General features: G+C 47.0%; 18 protein-coding genes. 8 read left to right on the top strand and 10 right to left on the bottom strand.

Annotation, left to right across the window (positions count from 1 at the left end; genetic code table 11):
• The first annotated feature begins 60 nt into the window (after positions 1–60).
• The 4 genes from DF182_RS27035 to DF182_RS27020 all read left to right on the top strand — a co-directional run bounded on the left by DF182_RS27035 (position 61) and on the right by DF182_RS27020 (position 4,491).
• Entirely contained in the window at positions 61–1,182 is a 1,122-nt protein-coding gene (locus DF182_RS27035) for a serine hydrolase domain-containing protein (protein ID WP_113618874.1), read from the top strand.
• Positions 1,183–1,286: 104 nt separating this feature from the next.
• Complete coding sequence (locus DF182_RS27030; protein ID WP_113618873.1) at positions 1,287–1,796, top strand: RNA polymerase sigma factor; 510 nt, start codon at positions 1,287–1,289, stop codon at positions 1,794–1,796.
• A 33-nt stretch (positions 1,797–1,829) separates the two neighbouring features.
• The gene (locus DF182_RS27025) at positions 1,830–2,495 is read left to right on the top strand and encodes a hypothetical protein (RefSeq protein WP_113618872.1); all 666 of its coding nucleotides are present in this window, start codon (positions 1,830–1,832) and stop codon (positions 2,493–2,495) included.
• A gap of 283 nt (positions 2,496–2,778) precedes the next feature.
• Positions 2,779–4,491, top strand: coding sequence for a hybrid sensor histidine kinase/response regulator (locus DF182_RS27020; protein ID WP_161964281.1), 1,713 nt, complete (start codon positions 2,779–2,781; stop codon positions 4,489–4,491).
• On the opposite strand, the gene DF182_RS27015 is transcribed toward DF182_RS27020, so the two are convergent.
• Together DF182_RS27015 and DF182_RS27010 are read right to left on the bottom strand one after the other, a co-directional pair.
• Entirely contained in the window at positions 4,486–5,430 is a 945-nt protein-coding gene (locus tag DF182_RS27015) for a terpene synthase family protein (protein WP_113618870.1), read from the bottom strand. The two genes, DF182_RS27020 and DF182_RS27015, sit on opposite strands and share 6 nt — an antisense overlap.
• Positions 5,431–5,785: 355 nt before the next feature.
• Positions 5,786–6,439 carry a DUF1349 domain-containing protein gene (locus DF182_RS27010; protein ID WP_113618869.1) on the bottom strand — a complete coding sequence of 218 codons (654 nt, stop codon included), beginning with the start codon at positions 6,437–6,439 and terminating at the stop codon, positions 5,786–5,788.
• 133 nt (positions 6,440–6,572) lie between these two features.
• Here DF182_RS27010 and DF182_RS27005 point away from each other — a divergent pair, with 133 nt between their 5' ends.
• Both DF182_RS27005 and DF182_RS27000 read left to right on the top strand, forming a co-directional pair.
• Positions 6,573–7,334, top strand: coding sequence for a response regulator transcription factor (locus DF182_RS27005; RefSeq protein ID WP_113618868.1), 762 nt, complete (start codon positions 6,573–6,575; stop codon positions 7,332–7,334).
• 498 nt (positions 7,335–7,832) lie between these two features.
• Positions 7,833–8,657, top strand: coding sequence for a M57 family metalloprotease (locus tag DF182_RS27000; protein WP_113618867.1), 825 nt, complete (start codon positions 7,833–7,835; stop codon positions 8,655–8,657).
• Between the two features lie 47 nt (positions 8,658–8,704).
• On the opposite strand, the gene DF182_RS26995 is transcribed toward DF182_RS27000, so the two are convergent.
• Positions 8,705–9,124: a DUF4267 domain-containing protein gene (locus DF182_RS26995; RefSeq protein ID WP_113618866.1), complete on the bottom strand. Its 420-nt coding sequence runs from the start codon at positions 9,122–9,124 to the stop codon at positions 8,705–8,707.
• Positions 9,125–9,203: 79 nt separating this feature from the next.
• A complete protein-coding gene (locus DF182_RS26990) occupies positions 9,204–9,779 on the bottom strand; it encodes a Crp/Fnr family transcriptional regulator (protein ID WP_113618865.1) in 576 nt (191 codons plus the stop codon).
• A gap of 120 nt (positions 9,780–9,899) precedes the next feature.
• Between DF182_RS26990 and DF182_RS26985 the strand changes: the two genes are divergently transcribed.
• Complete coding sequence (locus DF182_RS26985; protein WP_113618864.1) at positions 9,900–11,384, top strand: FAD-dependent oxidoreductase; 1,485 nt, start codon at positions 9,900–9,902, stop codon at positions 11,382–11,384.
• 7 nt (positions 11,385–11,391) lie between these two features.
• Here the strand turns inward: DF182_RS26985 and DF182_RS26980 are convergent, their stop codons facing one another.
• Positions 11,392–13,671, bottom strand: coding sequence for a hypothetical protein (locus DF182_RS26980; RefSeq protein WP_113618863.1), 2,280 nt, complete (start codon positions 13,669–13,671; stop codon positions 11,392–11,394).
• Between the two features lie 270 nt (positions 13,672–13,941).
• Between DF182_RS26980 and DF182_RS26975 the strand changes: the two genes are divergently transcribed.
• A complete protein-coding gene (locus tag DF182_RS26975) occupies positions 13,942–14,823 on the top strand; it encodes an AraC family transcriptional regulator (protein ID WP_113618862.1) in 882 nt (293 codons plus the stop codon).
• Here the strand turns inward: DF182_RS26975 and DF182_RS32490 are convergent.
• Genes DF182_RS32490 through DF182_RS26950 form a run of 5 tightly spaced genes read right to left on the bottom strand, consistent with a single transcriptional unit; the run spans position 14,810 to position 21,620 of the window.
• Positions 14,810–15,220: an L-rhamnose mutarotase gene (locus DF182_RS32490; RefSeq protein ID WP_161964280.1), complete on the bottom strand. Its 411-nt coding sequence runs from the start codon at positions 15,218–15,220 to the stop codon at positions 14,810–14,812. The two genes, DF182_RS26975 and DF182_RS32490, sit on opposite strands and share 14 nt — an antisense overlap.
• Positions 15,221–15,222: 2 nt before the next feature.
• On the bottom strand, positions 15,223–16,767 hold the full coding sequence (locus tag DF182_RS26965; protein ID WP_113618861.1) for an SLC5 family protein: 1,545 nt from the start codon (positions 16,765–16,767) through the stop codon (positions 15,223–15,225).
• Positions 16,768–16,817: 50 nt separating this feature from the next.
• Positions 16,818–17,699, bottom strand: coding sequence for an aldo/keto reductase (locus DF182_RS26960; RefSeq protein ID WP_113618860.1), 882 nt, complete (start codon positions 17,697–17,699; stop codon positions 16,818–16,820).
• On the bottom strand, positions 17,700–18,929 hold the full coding sequence (locus DF182_RS26955) for a glycoside hydrolase family 27 protein (protein ID WP_211327221.1): 1,230 nt from the start codon (positions 18,927–18,929) through the stop codon (positions 17,700–17,702).
• A 15-nt stretch (positions 18,930–18,944) separates the two neighbouring features.
• On the bottom strand, positions 18,945–21,620 hold the full coding sequence (locus DF182_RS26950; protein WP_113618859.1) for a glycoside hydrolase family 38 N-terminal domain-containing protein: 2,676 nt from the start codon (positions 21,618–21,620) through the stop codon (positions 18,945–18,947).
• Between the last annotated feature and the right edge of the window lie 10 nt (positions 21,621–21,630).

Genomic DNA, 21,630 nt, shown 5'->3' with positions numbered 1-21,630 from the left:
TTCCATGATTAAAATTACCAACAACAGGAAAACATTTTTTGATATTTTAAATATCAAAAAATGCGCCCCTATATCCTGTTATCAATGCTCATACTGCCGTTAGCAGTTTTCTCCCAATCCCTCCAACACCGCTTCGACAGCGTATTACAAGGTTATCATCAACAGGGTCAGCTGGAAGGTACAGTATTGGTGGCCCGGCAAGGCAAAATCGTATATACGGGCCAGTTTGGTTATGCCAACCGGCAGTTCAAAGTCCCGGTAACAGCAGATACACGGTTTCCAATTGCTTCCATTAGCAAAATGTACACTGCCATTATGGTGTTGCAGCTACAGGAAGAAAAAAAGCTGGATATCGATCAACCTGTATCTGCCTACGTCCCCGAACTGCTGCCTTCCATCAATGCCCGGATCTCTCTAAGGCAGCTGTTGGTACATAGCTCCGGCCTTCCCAGTGATAAAGTACCGGACTACACTACCCAATCCATCAAACAGCCTGGCGCTTTCATCCGCAATAATGTTAAAGACACGCTGCTGTTCACTCCGGGAAGCCGCTTCCACTACAACAATGTAGACTACATTTTGTTAGGGGCTGTCATTGAGCAGGTGACTGGTAAAAAGTGGGGACAGGTATTACAGGAAAAGATCCTGACACCCTTAAAACTCACCAGTACAGGCATTGTCACACAGCAGGATATTATTCCGAAGCTGGCTTACGGGTATCACAATTATACCTATGGTCCCGGCACCGCCATGGATACGCTTCACAACGATGAGGCCCGTTATCTGGAAAACTATGCCACCGCCGGCGGGCTCTATACTACGGCTGCTGAGCTTTTCCGGGTAGACCAGGCACTTTATGACGGCCTGTTGCTACAACCGGCCTCACTAACGGAGATGTATACACCGGTAAAGGAACTGGGATTTCTCAAGTACGCCAGAGGCTTTACTGCTTTAGGCAGTTATGTAAACCGCCTTTCCTCCATTAAGCCTGGCGGGGATCTTACGGTGATAGAAAGAAGAGGTAATATCCTCGGATTTAACAGCTGCCTGCTCCGTTGTGTGGAAGACAGAAATACGGTGATCGTGCTGTGCAATACCTATACCGGTAATATGGAAAAAATCGGGGATGATATACTGCGTATCTTATATAACCCGCCAACCCACGCACATATAAAAAAATAAACTCATCCAAAAATATCTCATCTTCATTTACCTAAAAAATTTCTTTGCGCTTCTGTGATTTTTGCCCTTCGACTGCGTATCATATATTGTAAGCAGCATACAGCATGAGCACAGCAAAAGAACAGGAAACATTTATCCGGTTAATGGCGGGCACTCAGGGAATCATCCTTAAGATCTGCTATGCCTATTGCTATAATAAAACTGACCGGGAAGACCTGGCGCAGGAAATTGTTCTTACGCTATGGAAGGGCTTCCCTAAATATGACCCGACCTGTAAATTTTCCACCTGGATGTACCGGGTTTCTATCAACGTTGCCATAACATACTACCGGAACCGGATTAAAAACAAGGGGACTATTCCGTTTGAGGAGCGTTATCTGGAAATTGAAGACACCCGTCCGGATGTAACAGAAGCGGAAGCAGCCACCAATAAGCTGCAGAAACATATAACCCTGCTACCTGACCTTGAGAGGGCTCTGGTCATCCTTTATTTTGAAAAGAAAAGTTACCGGGAGATAGCCGAAATCATGGGCCTGACAGAAACAAACGTAGCCACCAAAATCAGCAGGATCAAGGAAAAGCTAAAAAAGAACATATTGAGTGATCCGGACTGATATTAATAAAATAACCAATTAAACATACAGGATATGGAAGACATAAAATTAGAAAACCTCTGGAACGATTTCAACCGGAAAGTTGAAGAGGCCAGCATATTGAATATGCAGGCCTGGATGGTCAATCTGGAAACCTTCACGCACCTGCAACAGTTTAAGGTAAAAACCATACTCAACTCAGTAGCCCGGTTTAAAACATGGGCAGTATTGCTGGGCATCGTACTCGTACTACTGCTGGGTTTCCTCGTATATGCCGATCACCTTCGCAATCCGTTTTTCACCATTTCGATGGGCATGATCATGCTCTTCAGCATCCTGGCCATTATCGTTTATCTGCGCCAGGTAATACAGATCCGCCGTATTGATTTGAGCAACAGTGTCACCGATACCTTACAACGGCTCTCCGCGCTGCAGGCATCCACCATTCATATTTACAGGGTATTATTCCTGCAGATGCCCTTTTATTGTACCTGGTTCTGGACTCCAGCCTGGATACAGGAAAAAGCAGGTGCTTTCTGGTTGACAGCCTTTCCTGTTACCCTCGGCTTTACGCTCTTATCCATCTGGCTCTTCCGGAATATCACGCCTCAGAACATGGAGAAAAAATGGTTCCGCATCCTCTTTGGAAGCAAAGAATGGACATACATTATCAAAGCCACCCATGAGGTGGAAGAAATAGAACGCTTTAAAAACAAATAGCCGTAACCCGCTCCCGAAGCTCTTTGAATGATGGAAGAAACCTCCCCGTAAAAGGAGTATTATGCACTAAGTACACTGACAATCAATGTGTGAGAACAGAAAAATACACTTTCATTTTCAATAAATTCACTATCTTACTTCGTTAAAGCATTTCTTACACCAGCGCTGATTTTTTACCGGATTGAAAAACCCGTTGTAATAAGAGAAAGGCCTTTAAACCTATAAACCCTTTAGTAGTAAAATGAAAAGTGATATTAACGCTGGCTTCCTCTTGATAAAAACCATGCTATTAAAACCTATATTGGCCGGTACTACTGAAAATGCGGAAGATGTCGAAAAAAGATCCACTATCGTCTTAAATTTAATGGCAGTAGTGCTGATTATTTTAGTAGCGAGTGTTGGAGGTTATTTCTATTTTCTCAAACCATCTGCTCTTTTTCTGATTGGGGTGCCAATAGAAACACTTGGTTTTCTAAGCGTGATTTTCCTCAACAGGTCCAAACAGTATTATAATGCCAATTTACTGATGCTGGTGACCAATGCCATTTTCATCGGATACTGGTCAACCGTACTGGGGCCGGCTATTTCACTGGAACTGTTGCTGGCGTTTATCACAGTGATCACCTTCTATCTGGCTTCCGCATTTATACTGTATAAAAAAAGTAAGATACTACTGCTTTGTATTGCCGGGTGCCTGGGAGTTGGCGCCTATATGATCCTCAACTCCTACTACAATTTTGTAGCCCCGCTGGAAATAAACAGAAATATTACCATCATCATGCGCTGGTCTACCAGTATTGTACTGCTCATATTTATACTGGGCCTGCTCATGAGTTATACCACACAAATCAACAGCCTGTTACATGAAGCCAGGCGCCTGAAAGCTATCAGCGACCGTAAAAGCATCTTTCTTCAGGATACCTTCCATGAGGTCCGTACCCCTATCAATGCTGTATTCTCCATCGCCCAGCTGCTGAAACTGGATAAACAGCCTGCGCAAAACGAAGACCTCTATAATAGTTTATACGATAGTTGTTACATCACCCGTAATATCATCAACAATGTACTGGAAATGTCCCGTATAGAATCCGGCAAATTCTATACGGTCAAAAAAGAAAATATTTCATTCGGAAACTGCCTGAAACGCTGTGTGGCCGCCAATGGCTACATCGCCTCCTCCCGGGGCATCCGGATCAACCATACCATTTCACCACTGCTGATGCATAATCCGATTTATAGTGATGAACTGATTCTGACGAAGATCTTAAATAACCTTTTGGGTAATGCTGTGAAATTCTCTAAAGGAGAAAGTGAGATACAGGTAGACTGTACTGCAGACAACAATGTCCTTATCATCAAAGTTACCAACGAAGGTGTGATAGATCCTAATATCACAGACAAACTCTTTGGCCGGTTTGTTACTGAAAACAAGAACGGTACCGGAACTGGTTTAGGATTGGCTATCACCAAAGATCTGGCCCAGCACCTGGGAGGTCAGGTAGCCCTTATGCCTGACAGTACAGGCGCGGAGAAAGTAACGATTGTCTGTGAGCTGCCCTATGAGCCAGCGATAGCCTGCAAACAAAACACGCCGGGTACTCAGTTACGCAGAAACACCTTTTATGGCGCCCGTGTGCTGTTAGTGGAAGATGATCTTTTAGGTGCATCCCTGCTACAAAAATTCTTAAAAGGATTAGGTATAAACCCCGTTATCTGCACCAATGGAGCAACAGTCATCGATAAAATCAGGGCAGAAAGACCTCATGTCATTATTTCGGACCTGAGCATGGAAGGCTTCCATGGCGCCGCGCTGGTAAAATTTGTAAAAAGCGATCCTGAATTAAAAAGCATCCCCATTCTGATTATCAGCGGGGACGCCTTTTCTAAAGAGGAAATTTTAAATACCGGCGCTGCCGGCTTTTTACTTAAGCCTGTACACTTCGATGATTTATATATGGCACTGGCTCCTCTCCTTCCCAATCATACACTGTCATGAGGCATAACGGCCGGTGTCTGTTACGGCCCAGTCGTCATAACCACGTACAATTCTATATAAGCCGGAGAGGTAGTCGTTCAGTTGCCGGTTGATAGTCTCGTTCCAAAAAGGCAACCGGTCCCGGCATTGTTCAAATGTCCGGAGATACCGGGCATGCTCCTGCTCCACAAATTCATTAGCTTCCCGGAGGCTGATACCCTTCTCCCGCCTGGCAATCAGGATCAGGTTAAACCCTTTCTCCTCCATATCATCTTCCCGCGCAACGGAATGCTGGTCGTTGCTGAGGCAGCCGCACATGTTCATACACAGCTCCATCTCTCTTACTACAGGATGGTCGTACACTTCATCCGGAAGTGCTGAACTGTTGAAGATATCCACCAGTGGGAACATGATGTAAAAACCGGTATAGGGCCGCTCCTTATAGTATTTTTCGATATCGGGTTTCTTCCCGGACAGCTGCGTCTCAATTTCGAACTGGCATTCCCTGACATAGTCGATCATATGTTCGCAGAACCGTTTAAACAAAAAGGGTTTGTTCATTGCCTTTAAACGGGTGACAATATCTACCAGGGCCCGCTCCAGTTTTCCATCGCCATTGTATGGCTGGTTGTTTAATATCCCGATGAAACCATCCAGCTGGAGGCGCATATGATGGGCGGCCGTTTTATCTGTAGAGCCCCGGTCGGAAGTATCGTCGAGGGTAAACAGCCAGGTCAGCAGCTGTCCTGCCAGCGTCACCTGATCAAGCGTAGCCTGTGGATACTCCCTTGCAGCCTGAAAGCCAAAGCGGGCTTTCATATACCACTCCACCGGCTTAAAATCGGGCGCCAGCCTGAATTTCCGGGCCCAGATAAGTGTGTTGTCCTGAACCTGATCGTAAAATGGGCTGATTTGGGAGTCGCCAGGTATCGTTACGCAGACCTGTGTAGCATTTTCCATGAGTAGAGGAATTTAAAAGTGAGGGAATTAGTAAGCATAAAAAAGAAAGCATCAGTAAGGTATAACGCATAGGGATATACGAGCAATAATTGTTTGTGACCATCAAATTCTTTTGTATAGTGTATCCTCTAATTCACCGGATTTTACATACTCACCTGAGTGCCTTTGGAGAGACAATCTAACAACAGAGACATAGGGATAACCGGTTTTGCCGCAAAAATGCGCATTTTATTTAATAAAAAAGCCTCCAAAGCGGGGAGCTTGAAGGCTTTTTTTATTTTATGGGCCCATCCGGCCCTTTACTGTAGTGGAATTTTAGCAGTGGTTATTACATAAGGACAGGTTTCCAAAAGAGTTATTTCTCTGTGTTCTGCTTCAACCAGTTTAATCTCCGCTGGTCTGGCAGATGTTGAACAGTGAATTTTTCGAATTTCGCCTGGAATCCTTTCCCATCAGGAGAGGCAGCCATCAACCCCACCATTACCGGATGATTATCCCTGAGCGGAGCATTCCGTGTCATAACATAATTTTTGTCGTCGTAGGAATAATAGATCTCCACCGCATCCAGTCTTCTGACAGCCTTAATCCAGATAAACGGTGGTGTTTTGTCCAGCGGCAATACGCTCCAGTCGCTGGTTTGGTGCGTTACTACTGTGCTCACATTAAATTTACCGTCATAAAACTCCACACCGGTTTTGATGTAATTTTCCTGGTCGATTCTGATCATCAGGCCCATCTGATCGAATCTCGCCTTATAATCTCCTGTCAGCTTGACTTTCACCTCAAATTCACCACCATAGGTAGCAAAATAAAAGGGAGCATCATCTACCGTAAAACCATAATGCGATATGCGCCAGTAATCAGTTTGGGGTGTAACAAACATGGATAAAACATTCTCTTTTATTTCCCATTTCGCGGGTTCATTAAACCACTGCATTTTCTCCAGGCTCTGGGCAGAAAGGGATTGCAGTGCGGACAGCATCAACACACTTAAAATAATCTTCTTCATATCAAAATAGCATTTAACTTTTACGCAGCATTGTCGGTTTATCAGAAAATAACCATATAAAACCAATACCTTCGCAAAGGTAAATCCTTAATAATGAATGCACAATGGTTAAAAATAACCATACAAATACATTATGAATATTCTACATACATTAAATAATAATTTACTCCGGCAAACATTTGGCAACAGCGATCCGGCAGCAAAACTTTCCAATTTCCAGTTGATTGCGCAGGTATATGCACAGGTAGAAAATTCCATTAGTGTTTTAAGTGATCTGAAAGCCAACAAAAGTTATATCTACACTGGTGGAGCTGCATCAGCGCTGGGTATTGTTCATAAAGAAGATTCCACGGAGATAACATCAATTTGGGAAGAGGATATTCTGAAGAAGATACGGCAAACAGATCTGCTTGGGAAATACGCGCTGGAGCTGCGTTTCTTCCATCTGTTAAAAAGTCTGCCTGTTGCTGAAAGGTTGGACTACCAGGTAATCAGCACGCTGCATATGCAGGACAAACATAAAAAATATGTTCCTGTTCAGCACCGGATGTTTTATATACAAAGCACGGAAGACGGCAGTATCTGGCTGGCCCTATGTCTCTACAATTTTTCGCCGGACACACATTCTACCGGCACTTACCAGGGTTCTATTATCAATACACGAACAGGTAAAGTGATAAGTCCGGATGAATACCGGCTGAATAATATCCTTACAGAACGGGAAAAGGATGTACTGTTACTTATCAAAAATGGAAAAAGAAGTAAAGACATCGCTGCATCACTTTCTATCAGCGTAAATACAGTACATCGTCACCGACAGAACATTCTCGAAAAACTACATGTCTCTAATTCAATGGAAGCCTGTAGGATGGCAGAATCGATAAAGTTGATTTAGCTACCATCAATACATCAAAGCAAACGCTTTACCAGCAGCATTAAAACAAGATTAAAACAAACTTAAATTCCACTTAAATTCCACTTAATTTCTACTTAATTTCAACAGCAACATAGTTCGGACTACTGCTATTCTAATACTGGAAAAAACAACTGCACGTTTTTAAAATATTTTTTTCAATTAACAGAAAGCTGTAATATTGGCAAGAAGTCACAACATACGTTCCAAACGTCGAGCCATAATCTCTTAGCAAATCTAAATAACCCGCATAAAAAATTCAGAGCACTGGAAAGCCCTTCTATTCATTAACCCGGCTTCAGAGGATACATATACGGCAATCATAAGGATGGCCTTGTTTGTTGGTGAATAACCCAAGCTTTCCTGTATTTATTTTTACGTATAGTCTTTAACGTTAGCTATTCAATAGCTATAGTATAACTCATTTTTTCATGCAAGCACTATAACAATCTAAAAATCAAACATCCAAAATCGCAACCAATGAAAAATCAAGCACTTCTGTTGCTGATCTGCCTTATGGCAGGATCGCTCATTACTTCATGCCGGAAAGACAATAAACAAGACAACAACGAAAAAGCCGCCATCTCCAATGATGTACTGGCACAGATCAAAGCTAAAGGATTCAGTACACAACACGTACACCCTGTAAACGGAGGCTATTTAGTAGAAGGAGATATTTTCCTTAGCACCAATGATCTCAGCAAAAAAGCAACCTACAATAAAGTAAGAGTTGCCAAAACCGAACAGTATTCCACCAACAACCTGGTAAGTGCACTTCCCCGTACAATCACCGTAAGGGTGGTTAATCTCGGAAGCGCCTTTGTACAGGGCACAGACCTGGCTATCCAGCGTTACAACGCATTAGGCCTTCGCATCCAATTCCGCCGTATTACCAGCGGCACCGCAGATATGACCATCCAGGGCTTCAATGAAGGGCCCAGCGGCGGTTATATCACCCTGGGATCATCCGGCTTCCCTACAGATGCCGGAGACCCTTTCAATCTGATACAGATGAACACAAATCCTGCCGCATATGGCAGCAGCCCCAATGTTCAGTATGTAGGTTCTGTTATCCAGCATGAAATGGGCCACTGTATTGGTATGCGCCACACCGACTATATGGACCGTTCCTATAGCTGCGGTGGTGATCCTGTGGATGAAGGTGATGGCGGCGTAGGTGCTGTATATCTCCCAGGAACTCCCAGCGATCCTGATCCGGACTCCTGGATGCTGTCCTGCTCTAATGGTGGCAACCGTACCTTTAATAGCAATGACATCATTGCATTAAACTACCTCTATCAATAATCCATCACTCCGCAGGCATGCATGAAAAAAAGAAAGGTTACACCGCCTTATTGGGCTGGTGTAACCTTTTGCATAGTTGAATTTTTTGTGGTATAGAGATAGTAAGGCCCTACCGTCAGGCAAATCAGCACGGCAGTAAGATGAGGATACAGATGACTGCTCTGGTGATAAGCACTATTTAATACAATCAAAAAATCGGTGACAGGAACAATACCCATACATAACATCAACCAACCCAAACTTCTGAATTCCTTGTTCAGCAATAGTACCAGGGTAAGGATGCCGGTTGCCATATCACGGATACCTTTGATATAACAAAAGGCAAAATTGCTGCTGAGTCCTGTCTGAATACCGTAATCAGCCTCTGCATGGAGCGGGGCAAGGAAAAAACGTACTCCGATAAAGATCAGTAATAATCCTGTGGCCAGGGAGGCGATGTAGGCTGTTTTTTGTGATATTGTTTTCATGGCTTTGTATGTTTTTATCTGATGACAACACAAAGCTATAAAGCCTTCAACGCCTGTTCATTCACCCAGGTTAATAAATTTACCTGGCCAGTCTTTTTCTGATCCGGCTGAGTGATGGCGGTTTTACACCTACATAGGAAGAAATATAATATTGCGGCAGTCTGGGCACCAGGTCCGCATAGCTGTCCAGGAACTGCAGATAACGTTGTTCCGGTTGCTGGCTGTACATAGAACGAACCTTGTGAATGGCCAGTACGTACAGGTATTCACAGATCAGGCGGCCAAACTTCTGCCCTTCTGCTACATGTGTATATAACAGTTGAAGATCATCATAGGAAATACAAAGAATGGTGCTTGGCTCTATACACTGAATGCTGGTAGATGATGGTGAATGATCGAGAAAACTGGCGTAATTACAGGTATATTCCAGTTCTTTATTGAAGTCCACTGTCAGGTCTTCTCCATCTTCTTTCGTCACAAAATATCTTATCAACCCCTTCTCAATAAATCCTACTTCGCGGCATACCTGTCCTTCTCGCAGGAAAAAATCACCTTTGTTGTAATGACGGGGAATAAATCTCTCAGAAATCCATTCTTTTTCCTCTTCAGACAGCCGTATAAAATAGGATATGTTGTCAATCAGTTGTTGGTTCATTTGCTGTGTTTAAAAGGGTTTCGCCGGATAAATGGTATTCAGCAACCATTGTCCCGACAGCTAAAATAAGATAAATCGGCAGCAAGAAAATGATTGGAAACATTTGTTTAAATTTAGTCTATGGAAAAAATCACGCCCAGGGATATACGTTATGCTGATCTCGTTGAAAAAAGATTCAACAAACGTTTTACCGGAAAGCCGGAATATATCTATCTGCCCACCACTGTGCAGGAAGTAGAGGAAGCATTACAGGAAGCGGTGGACAGCAAGCGGCGGCCGGTGGTTCGTAGCGGCGGGCATTGTCTGGAAGGGTTTGTTGCTGACCCTGCTGCGCAGGTGCTCATTGATATTTCGCTGATGACCGATATTTATTATGATGCAGAAAAGGCTGCTTTTGCTGTAGAGGCCGGCGCTACCGTGGGAGAGATGTACCGCAGGCTGTTCCTGGGCTGGGGTGTTGTTTTACCTGCTGGTGAATATCCAGGCATTGGTATGGGCGGGCATGTAGTGGGCGGGGCTTTCGGGTTTCTCTGCCGGGAATATGGCTTGGCAGCCGACTATCTGTATGCTGTAGAACTAGTCACTGTCGATGCTTCCGGGCAAGCACACTGTGTTATTGCGACGAGAGAAGCCACAGACCCTCATCGTGAACTATGGTGGGCACATACCGGTGGCGGCGGCGGTAATTTTGGCATCGTAACCCGCTACTGGCTGCGATCTCCGGATGTTACCGGATCCGATCCTTTTTCTGCATTACCCAAAGCACCGGCATCCATCACCACCTTCCGCGTGGGATGGGACTGGAAAACCATTGATGAAGCTGCGTTTTCGCGCCTCGCCCAAAATTTCGGGACCTGGTGCGAGCAAAACAGCGCCCCCGATTCTCCCTACAACCAGCTATTCAGTATACTCTTTCTGAATCACCGTAATATAGGCCGGCTGGAGATAAAAGGCCTTGCCACAGGCCCCAATGCCGCCCGGCTCATAGAAGATCATCTGGCCGCTATCGCCGCACCTGTTGGCCAGCCTTATACACAGCAGACCGAAGAAAGCCCCTGGCTGCATTTTGCACTCAATCCATTTCCTGAATTATTTCAACCAGGCTTTGATAAAGTACAGGCAAAAGTGAAAGATGCCTTTTTCCGCAAGCCCTTCACCGACAGCCAGATAACGACCGCCTATCAGTATCTTACGGTGGAAGCCGGCATAGGCGGCGTTTTAGGCATGGCCACTTACGGCGGTAAAGTAAGCACCATAGCACCGGATGCCACCGCATCGGCACAACGGGACGCTATCATGGATGTAGCTTGTAATACAGGCTGGATCAGCCCCGAAGAAGCATCCCCCAGCATGGCCTGGGTCCGTAATTTTTACAAGGACCTCTTTCCCGGCTCTGGTGGCGTACCTGTACCCAACGAACAAACCGATGGCAGCATGATCAACCATCCGGATACAGACCTCGCCGATCCCGAATGGAACCAGTCAGGCATACCATGGCATACCCTCTACTACAAGGAAAACTATCCGCGGCTGCAACAGGTGAAAGCTAAATGGGACCCACTCAATATATTTCACCATGCCTTGTCCATACAGGCTGCTGGCTGATAAGCAGCTAGTCCCGGGGAATACGTACCTCCACAGTTTTACCTGCATCCACTTTAATATGAAGCCATTTCAGAAATGCCGTATATGCCAGCGGAACAGAGGCCTGCCGGTTTGTTTCGGCCATCAGTGAAACAGCCGCATCGTAGGGTGTTTGATTGGTTACCGCCAGGGTTATAGCAGATTTATCTTTTGATAGGATACGGGCAGTAACATGATCAAAGACATATACCTCTTCTTTATCTGTATTGACATAGATACCGGGAATTTCCAGCGCCATCAACATACCGGCTGTTTCTGTCCAGGAGTTGCGTGTATTGATAAAATTACCCACACTCTCCTTTCCTTCTGCATCGCTGGGTTGTATACGCTCCATAGATGAACCTATCAGATGGTGAGTAGTCAGATGCCCGGGCATATTCACCGCTTCGGCATGTGCATGTTGAATATCCCGCAGGAGATCAGCATATCGCTTGTTACCGGTGGCACGGAACAGTTTGAACAGGGCATCGCCGGAAGAGGTGCAGATACCCGGCGCGGCGTGTTTGTTCTGAATGCTGGCCCATACAGCACCTGCCATATGGCATTGCAGCTGGTCAACAGCGCTGCCGGATGGAAAAACAGGGTCATAGGAAAGCACCCATGTAGCACAAAGCGCCGCCTGGGTTTCAGCCATCGTCAGCCAGCGTTGCTGTCCTGAATAATGATACATGGCCATCAGTGACTCCAGAAAACCGAATGCTGATTCTGAATTGGCATCCTGTGAAATATCCCCACAGTCACCACCTGTGAGCCCCTGTCTTTCAACATCGCGGAGGTAATAAAAGGCGGACGCATCTGCAGCGATCTTCGTCCATTCCCTGACATGAAAGTAACGGGATGCCATCACCAGCCCTGCCGGCACAATGGCTCCCGCCGTGGAATTAAATACAGCTATCTCCCCTGTTTCGGGAGCAATATATTGTCCGAATTCACCATACTTTTTCCAGGTAGCAGCAAAAGCCGTGGCCAGGCGCCTTGCCGCCTGCTCCCACTCCGGCCGTATGCTGGCCCCATATCCCTGCGCTTTCAGCAACAACAGGTGTTTCATCAGCCAGAATAATACATCCCCATTCTTCCTCACCATAGCCTGCGCCACCGGAAAGGAAGGATGTATTTTTTCGGAGTGCAGTTGCCCGCCGGCGGTGATACCGCCATAAAAATAACCGCTCTTTCCCTGCAGGGTGTTCACTACGAAATCAAGTTCCGCGGCAACACGCTGCCGTTCCAGTGTATCGTTCAACGCCAGCATCGGATAAGTGTTGATCATACCACTTACCCATCCCAGCTGGAAGTCCTCATTGTTCTCCGGCTTATAATAAGCGCCTGCCTTTACTGCTATGAAGTTGTTCCTGCAGATGTCTGAAGCGCATTGCAGCAGTTTACTCATAGGTAGTATATTGCGGGGCTGGCCGGGGCCGCCCGGTTCCCCGCGCACCTGTATAAAACGACTTAACACAGCTGGAATACCATCTGCTTCAAATACATATATCCGGAAATGCATTGTTACTTCATCGCCGGCTTTCCAGTCGGGGGCATGATCACCGCTGGGATGGAAGTCGCCGAAACCTGCTGCCAGTTTTCGTACAGCCGGAGCCGTTATACCCATTACACAGCTGTCGCTGCCGCTACTCTCTTCAATGATGAGACCACTATTGCCAAGGCGCGTCTGCTGGGTGGTAAGCAGGATAAAGCCCTTCTTTTCGGAAGGCGAGAAAAAGCAGATAGCCGGTGTGGCAGCATTGCCCGTTTGTAATGAAATAAGCGAAGGCCCATTTATTTCTGTTGATAAACGGGGATTATTGGAGATCGTGAGTGGTACCTTCGGGTTGTAATACATATCCTCCGGATAGGAAGGGTTGTAGCCGTTTCCGATCACACGGTAACGGTTACCGTTGTACACGGAGGCAGGCACCATCACATAATTGTGCGTGCTCCATTTACCGAACTCCAGCGATACGGCGATAGCACTTTGTGCAGCAGTGCCTTGTTCCAGCCTGCATACGGCCTGCACGTCGATAGCGCCAGGCATGGCCGTGGCAGTTGTTTTCAGCTGCCAGCTGCCATCAACCGTCTGCGCCGCATTATTGCGGAATGATTGCTCTGATACCAACGTAGTACCGTTGAATTGCCGGATACTGAAGTGCAGCGTGCCATGCAGCTTTTTAAGCAAACTATCCGCCGGTGACTGTGCAAACGCCGTCAGGCCACCACACAGTAAGCAGAACGGCAACAGATACCATCTTCTCATTGTCCCTATCAATTTTTTTATCGTTTATACTTGGCTGGTCATCGCCACACCCGGTACCCGGGAGCCATATCGCGGAATTTATAAAGATGCTATTATCAACATTTAAACAGAGCGTAAAATTCGTATTCATGCCACCGGCATACAAGCCCTTAATTGACCAATACCGGTGTTTTTTTTGCCGCTTATGGAGAGTGGCAACAGAATGATAAACAATTGCTAAATGTTGCTAAATTTTTCAATACTTTTAGTTCCTGAAGATGCCAATTTAATATGCAGTATGTTTATGAAAACTTCACCTTTCCAGCAGACCAATCGTTTACTATCAGAACGGAATGCCTGGAAATAAAGAAGTATACCGCGTTAAAATCACATGTGAACTTTGAGATCGCGCTACTGGAGAACTGTAGCGGTAAACGTTTTATTGGTGACCACATCCATGATTTTGAGGGTACGGAACTGGTATTGCTGGGAAGTTACCTGCCGCATTGCTGGCAATACTACGGACTCGTAGATGCTCAGCAACCGCCCACTGCAACAATCATTCATTTCTTTCCCGATTTTCTCGGCAAACAATTACTGGAAAAACCAGAGGCAAGACAGCTCAACACACTCTTTGAAAAAGCAGCGAAAGGCATATTGTTCAAAGGTCCTACCATTACTGCCGCCCACAACATTATGCAACAGATGTTGTTTAAAACAGGACTCAGCAGGGCAGTACTGATGCTGCAGCTGCTGGACCTGCTGTCGTTATCTTCACATGCAGAGGTACTCTCCTCCCCTTACTTCAATGTGGTGGAGAATTCAGGCGAAGCCAATAAGATCAACAAGGTATTTGATTATATCTTCCGGAATTTTACAGAAGAGATCGTATTACAGGAAGTGGCGGAACTGATACCCATGTCTCCTGCAGCATTCTGCCGTTTTTTTAAACGTAAAACCAACCGCACACTGATAGATTTTGTGAAAGAGTTAAGAATAGGCCATGCCGCCAAACTATTGCTGCAAGGGCATCATAACGTAGCCGAAGCTTGTTATCAGAGTGGCTATAACAATATTTCCAACTTCAACAAACACTTCAAGGATATCAAAGGTGTGTCTCCCCGTGATTTTATAAAACGGTATAACGGAGAGGAAGCGGTTATTCATTCCTGAACTCATAAAACGGGGCAGCTTCCACCCAGGTTTCGCCCTGGGCCGCGCCCGCTACGCCCGACTGGTATCCGGCCATCAGGCGGTTCCATTCCGCACAGCGCGGACTGTATGATTCCGCCACCTTTCCCATTTGCTGCAGGTCTGCACCTGCGGGCGTAACAATCTTCATCACCAGCAAGTGCTGGTATCTGTACAACGTGATCTTTCTGTAACCAGCCTTTCTGAAACCGGCTTCTACTTCGGGCCATATCTTCCGGTGATAGTCGAGGTATTCCTGCAGCTTTTGCTCACCGGGAACAATATTCACCACAAAAACCTTTTCCTCCGTTTTTTCTTTTGTACCACAGGCAGCCAGACAGGCAATCATTAACAGCAGGAGTATCTGTATCTTTTTCATATTTAATTCAGTATAAGGTAAATGATCAACATTACAGCAGCCAGTATACCCCAGCCCATCCACACTTTCGGGGAAAGTGCCTCTACCTGCCCTTCCGCTACCGGAGGTGCCCCGGCCCCTTCGCCAGATGAAGCAGTCAGCAAGGTAACTACCACCATCAATACAAACAGACCAGCAAACAGATATACCGACAGCAGCAGGAAATGCGGCCAGCATCCTTTGTAGGGGAAGTTCAGCAGATAACACATACCTGCAACAAGGCAGATGCTTCCTCCTCCATAGAGCACTGTGTTTACAGCAGCCCTGTTCGTTCTCTTCCAGCATACCGATGCCAGGAATACCACCGATAATGGCGGTGCAAGGATAGAAACCATGCCTTGCGTGATCTCAAATAACCCTTTGCCGGAATGCTGAAATATTGACGCCACGCCTATCGCCAGCAGAGATGCCAGCACAGTAACCCATCTTCCGGCAAGCCGTCGGCCCTTCTCATTCATCTCTCTAAACTGTGCAATCACATCCAGTGTAAAAACCGTGCTGAAAGAATTCAGTCCCGAAGCTACCGTGTCTATCAATGCCGCGATCAACGCAGCAATACACAGCCCCCGGAAACCTTCAGGCATCAGCTGTTTCACCAGTGTGATATAAGCATTGTCGGCAGTTGTAATATCACTGAACAAAATAAAGCAGATCACACCTGGCAGCAGGAAGATAAGCGGTGTAATGACTTTAAGCGCCGCAATGAAAAGCGCACCATATTGCCCTTCACGTAGATCCTTTGCGCCCAGCAGTTTCTGTACAATTGTTTGATCGGCACACCAGTAGTAGATGGCCACCACCGGATATCCTGCCAGTACAGCCAGCCAGGAGTATTCAGGATCTGAGCTGCCATGCAGCAGTTTCCAGAAATCAGGAGGAAGATGTTGAGAAACACCTCCGCTCTTTATCACCCGGTTGAAAGCCAGTATTGTCAGGATAAGGGAAGAAACAATAATGATGACCGACTGAAAGATGCCTGTGCGCACCACCGCCTTGAAACCGCCAACAGCAGTATAGCTGGTGGCAATCAATGCAATCAGCGCCACTGCATATATCTGCGGACATCCCAGTACCTGTGCAATCACCAGCCCTCCCGCATATAATGCGCTGCCCAGCCATACCACCAGTATAGATACCAGGCTGTAGATCACGAGAAAATTATAGGCGTTTTTCCCGAAACGGTGCAGCAGGTATTGCGGTATAGTGCTGATACCAGCCGAGAGATAACGGGGCAAAAAGAACATCGCGAGCAACAGCAGGAATATCCAGGCCAGCCATTCGAAATTGGCCCCCACCACTCCATGTGAAAACCCAAGGCTTGACATGCCGATCAGCATCATTGGACCTGCATTGGCACTGAACATGGAAAACCCCGTCTGCCACCAGCTGAGCGAACGTCCGCCCAGGAATATGTCCTGCCCCAGGGTTCTGCCCAGATAAAAACCCAGCGTTAAAAGTGAGATGATATAAATCACCAGCACAGTATAATCTAAACCAGTAAGAAACATAAAAGACCATTGTGACACAATCGGTGAATATGCCCTGCTGGTCCATGATCTCACCTGTTGTTACATTCCAGTATATCGCGGTACACAGATGCAGGCAGCTCCCCCTGCCGGAGGCTGGCCAGCGTACTTTCCAGCTCTGTACTGTCGGACGCCCCTATCACAATGCTGAAATCATACGGAACATTGAGCAGGAAACGATGCGCCAGGGCAGGCAGGGCAAGATGGTTTTCTGTCGCAATCTGCTGCAGCCGCTGTGCCACTGTTATGGCGCCGGTGTGTAACCATTGCGGTGGCGCTTGTTGCCAGCGTTGAAAGTTTTTCCCCAGCAGTCCCATATTCAGCGGACTGGCCGCAAAATAATCAATATTCCTTTCATTGCAGCAGGGCAACCTGTCCTGCAAAGCAGCTACGTTACAGGCATTCAGCCGGTTGAACTCCATGATCACATCAAAGACGCCTGCTTTTATATGGTGCTCAAACCATACAGGGATGTTCCCTCCCAATCCTATCTTCTGTGTAAGTCCTTTCTGCTTCAGGTCCTGCAGCACGGCCACTACCCTGTCTGCTTCCTGCGATGGTACTGCCTCGGGATCGTGTAGGAACAGGATATCTACCGCAAAAAGACCCAGCGTTTTCAGTGAGTTGTGCACGCTCTTTATCATCCCGGTGGTAGAATAATCATAATGCCCCTCATCTGCTGCGTAAGACCTGAGTCTCCCTACTTTGGTACTAATGGTTGGCAACGGGCCTTTCCACTGTTGCAGTGCTTTTCCGACATAATATTCTGCATCACCATAAGCGGGCGCTGTATCAATAGCAGTAATCCCGCTGGCCAGTGCCTGAAGTATAGTGTGAACAGCAGTCCTTTCATCCACTGTACCCCATACGCCCCCGAGACCAGCCGTTCCCAGCACTATACGTTTTGTATCCATCTACTTCTGTTTTTCCTGCAAGATAAATACCGCGCAGTCATGACCTTCCAGATTTCCTTTCAGCGCCTTTGTCTCTTTGTTGTTCCAGATATCCGTGATCCTGAATGGCTGCCAGAGGTCAAGATCCCGTGTGAGATCAATATCAAAAGTCTGTGCACCTGCATTGCTGTTGAATACACACACCGCAAAAGCCTTATCCTTCAATGGTTTCAGCAGTACCTGCATACCATTCCTCTTTACAACGGTCACTGCTTGTTTGCCCAACACGTCCTGATTAATAGCGATCAACTGTTTATGGGTAATCAGCCGGAGTATATCAGGCGTAATGTTTTTCAGGTCCATATTGACCATTAGCGGGGCTGCCAGCATACTCCATAATGCAAAGTGGGTACGATACTCTGCGAAGGTGCATCCTTTAAAACGTCCGTCAACAGAAGAAGACCGGCCCTTACCATAAAGACCTACCATCAGCAGGTCCGGATCATTCCAGCCGCCAGGCCCCCCATAGGCAGCAAGGTTTTCCTGCTGGCGGAATATTTCCATGATGCCGGTGAGGTCGGAATTATGTGACTCCCATACATCCCGGCTGTCCCAGGTGGTACGCCACAGGTGGCCTCCTGCGGCCCTGGCCCATAGCCATGGCTTGCGTTGTCCCCATTCACAGATGGAGTATACGATAGGATGTCCGCATTTTTTCAATGCATCACCCATGCGGCTATAGCGTGTGAAAGCGGTCGCTACGTCTTCCGGCGCATTACAATAATCGTATTTCAGAAAATCGATGCCCCAGGCGGCAAAGGTGCGTGCATCCTGCTCCTCGAAATTATAGCTGCCTGTAACACCGCCACAGGTAAGCCAGGCAGCATCGGAATAGATACCGAGCTTCAAACCTTTTCCATGCACATAGTCAGCAAGATACTTCATGCCATGCGGGAATCTGGCCGGATCTGCATAGAGGTTGTTGTGTTTGTCACGGCCCGCCACCCAATGATCATCAATCACCAGATACTGATACCCCGCGTCTTTCATGCCATTGGAGGCCATCGCGTCTGCCATGTCCATGATCACCTTCTCACTCACATTGGCTTCAAAAAAATTCCAGCTGTTCCATCCCATAGGCGGGGTAAGGGCCAGCGAGTCCCAGGCGCTGTAAGGTGTTTGGGCTATTGATGTCAGGCAGCAAGTCGTTGCCATGAACAGTAAAAGCATCAAACGAATCTTCTGTTTCATTATTTCAGGAGAAATTTATTTTAATAAAATACTTAATGGCGCATATGCGCTAATATTGACTTCCATCTTTTCATTCACCGCAAAAGGTTTTCCTAATGGTGTCCCTCGCAGGTCGCAATAGCAGGCTGTCTTAAAGGGATGATGCGGCGGCAGCGTAATAGTACACTTTCCGCTGTTACCCGCCTGTTCCCATAAGCGAAGGACAGTTCCTGTGCCATCGGGGTTTTCAGCGAAGGCGGTCACCATTACCCCTTTCATGGACAACTGTACACCTGAAGAAACAACAGGCAGCTTTCCGCCTTTGTTATTTACCAGCACGGCTTTCAGCGGGTAGCGATATTCTTCTGCCGGTGTGATTACGGCGCTTTCATTGTCATAATGTGTTGTGCTGCGGAGATATATCCTGGCTGACCATGAACCCTCTATCCACTCTGTGAAATTGGTGCTCCACAGGTTGTTATACAGGTTGATGAAGACATTTGGTTGATGAGGCACATAGTCTGAAGAGTACTTCCACAGCCCTGTGCGGCCGAGGCTTACGCCGGGAGCGTCCGGGGAGAACAAGCTCACACCGGCGCCTTTGTCATCGATCACAGCCATCCCTGTATTAAGGAAGCCATAATCCAGATTGCTGCCTTTCACAAAATCTGTTGCGGGATCAGTTATTCCTCCCAGCCTGCCCAGTCTGAAAGATGGATGGCTGACGTTGAGCGGAAAGCTGATCCATCCTGCCTCTGGCCATGGTTCTGCAGGTTTTCCATTAATGCTCCATATCAGTTCCAGTTCAGGAGAATTTTCGTATAGGGTGGCCGTTATACTATACCGGTGCTGAACGTTGGCATCAGGTTCAAAAAACATGGTGGCGCTTACACTTACTGGAGAAGACGAAAATACAGTTCGCGCATGGCCGCCTTTTACAGTTATATGCGGACCAGGTGTCAATGCCGGCCTTCCCAGCTCTGCATCAGCCCATTCCTGATGAAATGCCTTTACATAGCTGGCGGTATAATCGTCTGCATCCTGCTTGCTGAAACGTTCATATACATATTGCCCGAAACCATACCCGCTGTTGCGGTCTACCAGCTCCCTGCCGCTGTTTTTATCCAGCATGGAGGCAATAGCGCCATGCTCAGTATCCAGCTGTATGCGGAAGTATTTATTCTCAATGGTGTGGGTAGTTTCATTCATGCTTAATGCCGTTCCCATGGGAGCATCCTGTTTTATCAGCTGATAGTTGCGATACCCGGATGCAGGAATATCTTTTGCGATAAACTGTATTACATTATTTTTATTGGATACGGGAATAATCTCTCCGGTTGCAATATCCTTTACTGCATTGCCCGGGTTCCAGTCTGAAGACGCATGTAAGGTGACAAGGCCGCCACGAGTCCATGGTAATGGGTTGTAGACGAAGATCCGCTTGCCGTTTACGCCGGGTTCCTGCGCCAGCTCCCGCAACACGCGGTTGAGATAAGGTGTAACGGTATTCTCTGCCGTAAAGACACGGTTGCTCTTTTCTTTCCAGGACGTTTCAATATCATCATACACTCCCTGTGCACGCATCTGTTCAAAAGCGTCCCCATATGCCCATACCCCGCTACCGGCGTGGCTCATAGCCATACCGAAAGTATGCTCATTAAACAACAGATTGTTGTCATATGCTTTTTGCAGCGGTGTATTGATACTATATCCTTTGGAAGTCCAGAGGTGATAGAGCGTGTTGAGAGATTGCCAGGTGAAGAGGTCTGCACTTATTTTCCGGTTGCTCTTTACTTCGCGGGGCATCGACATGAATCCGTGTATCCATGTATCAGGCATGTCTCCCTTCACAACAGGCAGTTGAGGGTTTTCTTTCATGACTGCGTCGTAGAAATCAGAGATGCGCCCTACCCTGACCCTGGCGTTGGGAGCCAGTTTATGTGCATCTGCGATGATCCGGTCTACCTCTTCCGGAGATGGCGGGCCATCGTTATCATTTGTCTGCATCAGCGCCAGCCATGTTTTACAGGGCCAGCCAGGCGGAGGAAGCAGGGAAGTGCCGTAGTTCTTCGCCCAGTACATGGTCATCAGTCTGGAGCTGTCGGGGCCCTGCCACCAGAACAACAATGGCAGCTGCGGTGATTGAGATGCCGGATTACAGCCGATATGCAGCATCTTCACCCCGGCATGTGTGAGCAGTGTAGGCAGTATCCAGGAATGACTGGGCACATCCGACATCTTTGCATCGCGGGGTAACGGCAGTCCTGCATTACGCACCAGGCCGGAGGAGATGTTCATGCCGCGCACCAGCATCTCCGGGTCTGCTGATTCCGTTTGTATGCTGAATGGCAGCGCATGAACGGCAAAGTTGCCGTTGGACAGCATCTGCTTCACCCGCGTGGCTATTTCCGGCTCACTGCGCTGCAATATCTGCTGCATAGGCCAGCCAGAAACCGTCCATACAAATTTCCTGTTTGCATCCAGCGCCTTGTTTTTGTCTACCACTTCCAGCGCATGTTGTATCATGCTGGTGCTGTATTTCTGTACAACAGCTTCGGCAAAATCGGTATAACCGATGTCAAAATGTGTCTTAAAAACAAGGATGATCTCTCTGACAGCAGTGTCTTTCTGTGTTGACTGTGCACCTGATGTCATTACAGAGAACAACGGCCACAGTAACAATACGTGGAATTTACAGTTTCTGATAACCATTATGTTTATA

The sequence above is a fragment of the Chitinophaga flava genome (genome assembly GCF_003308995.1).
Taxonomy (GTDB): Bacteria; Bacteroidota; Bacteroidia; order Chitinophagales; family Chitinophagaceae; genus Chitinophaga; species Chitinophaga flava.
This window is presented reverse-complemented; position numbering and strand designations above follow the sequence as displayed.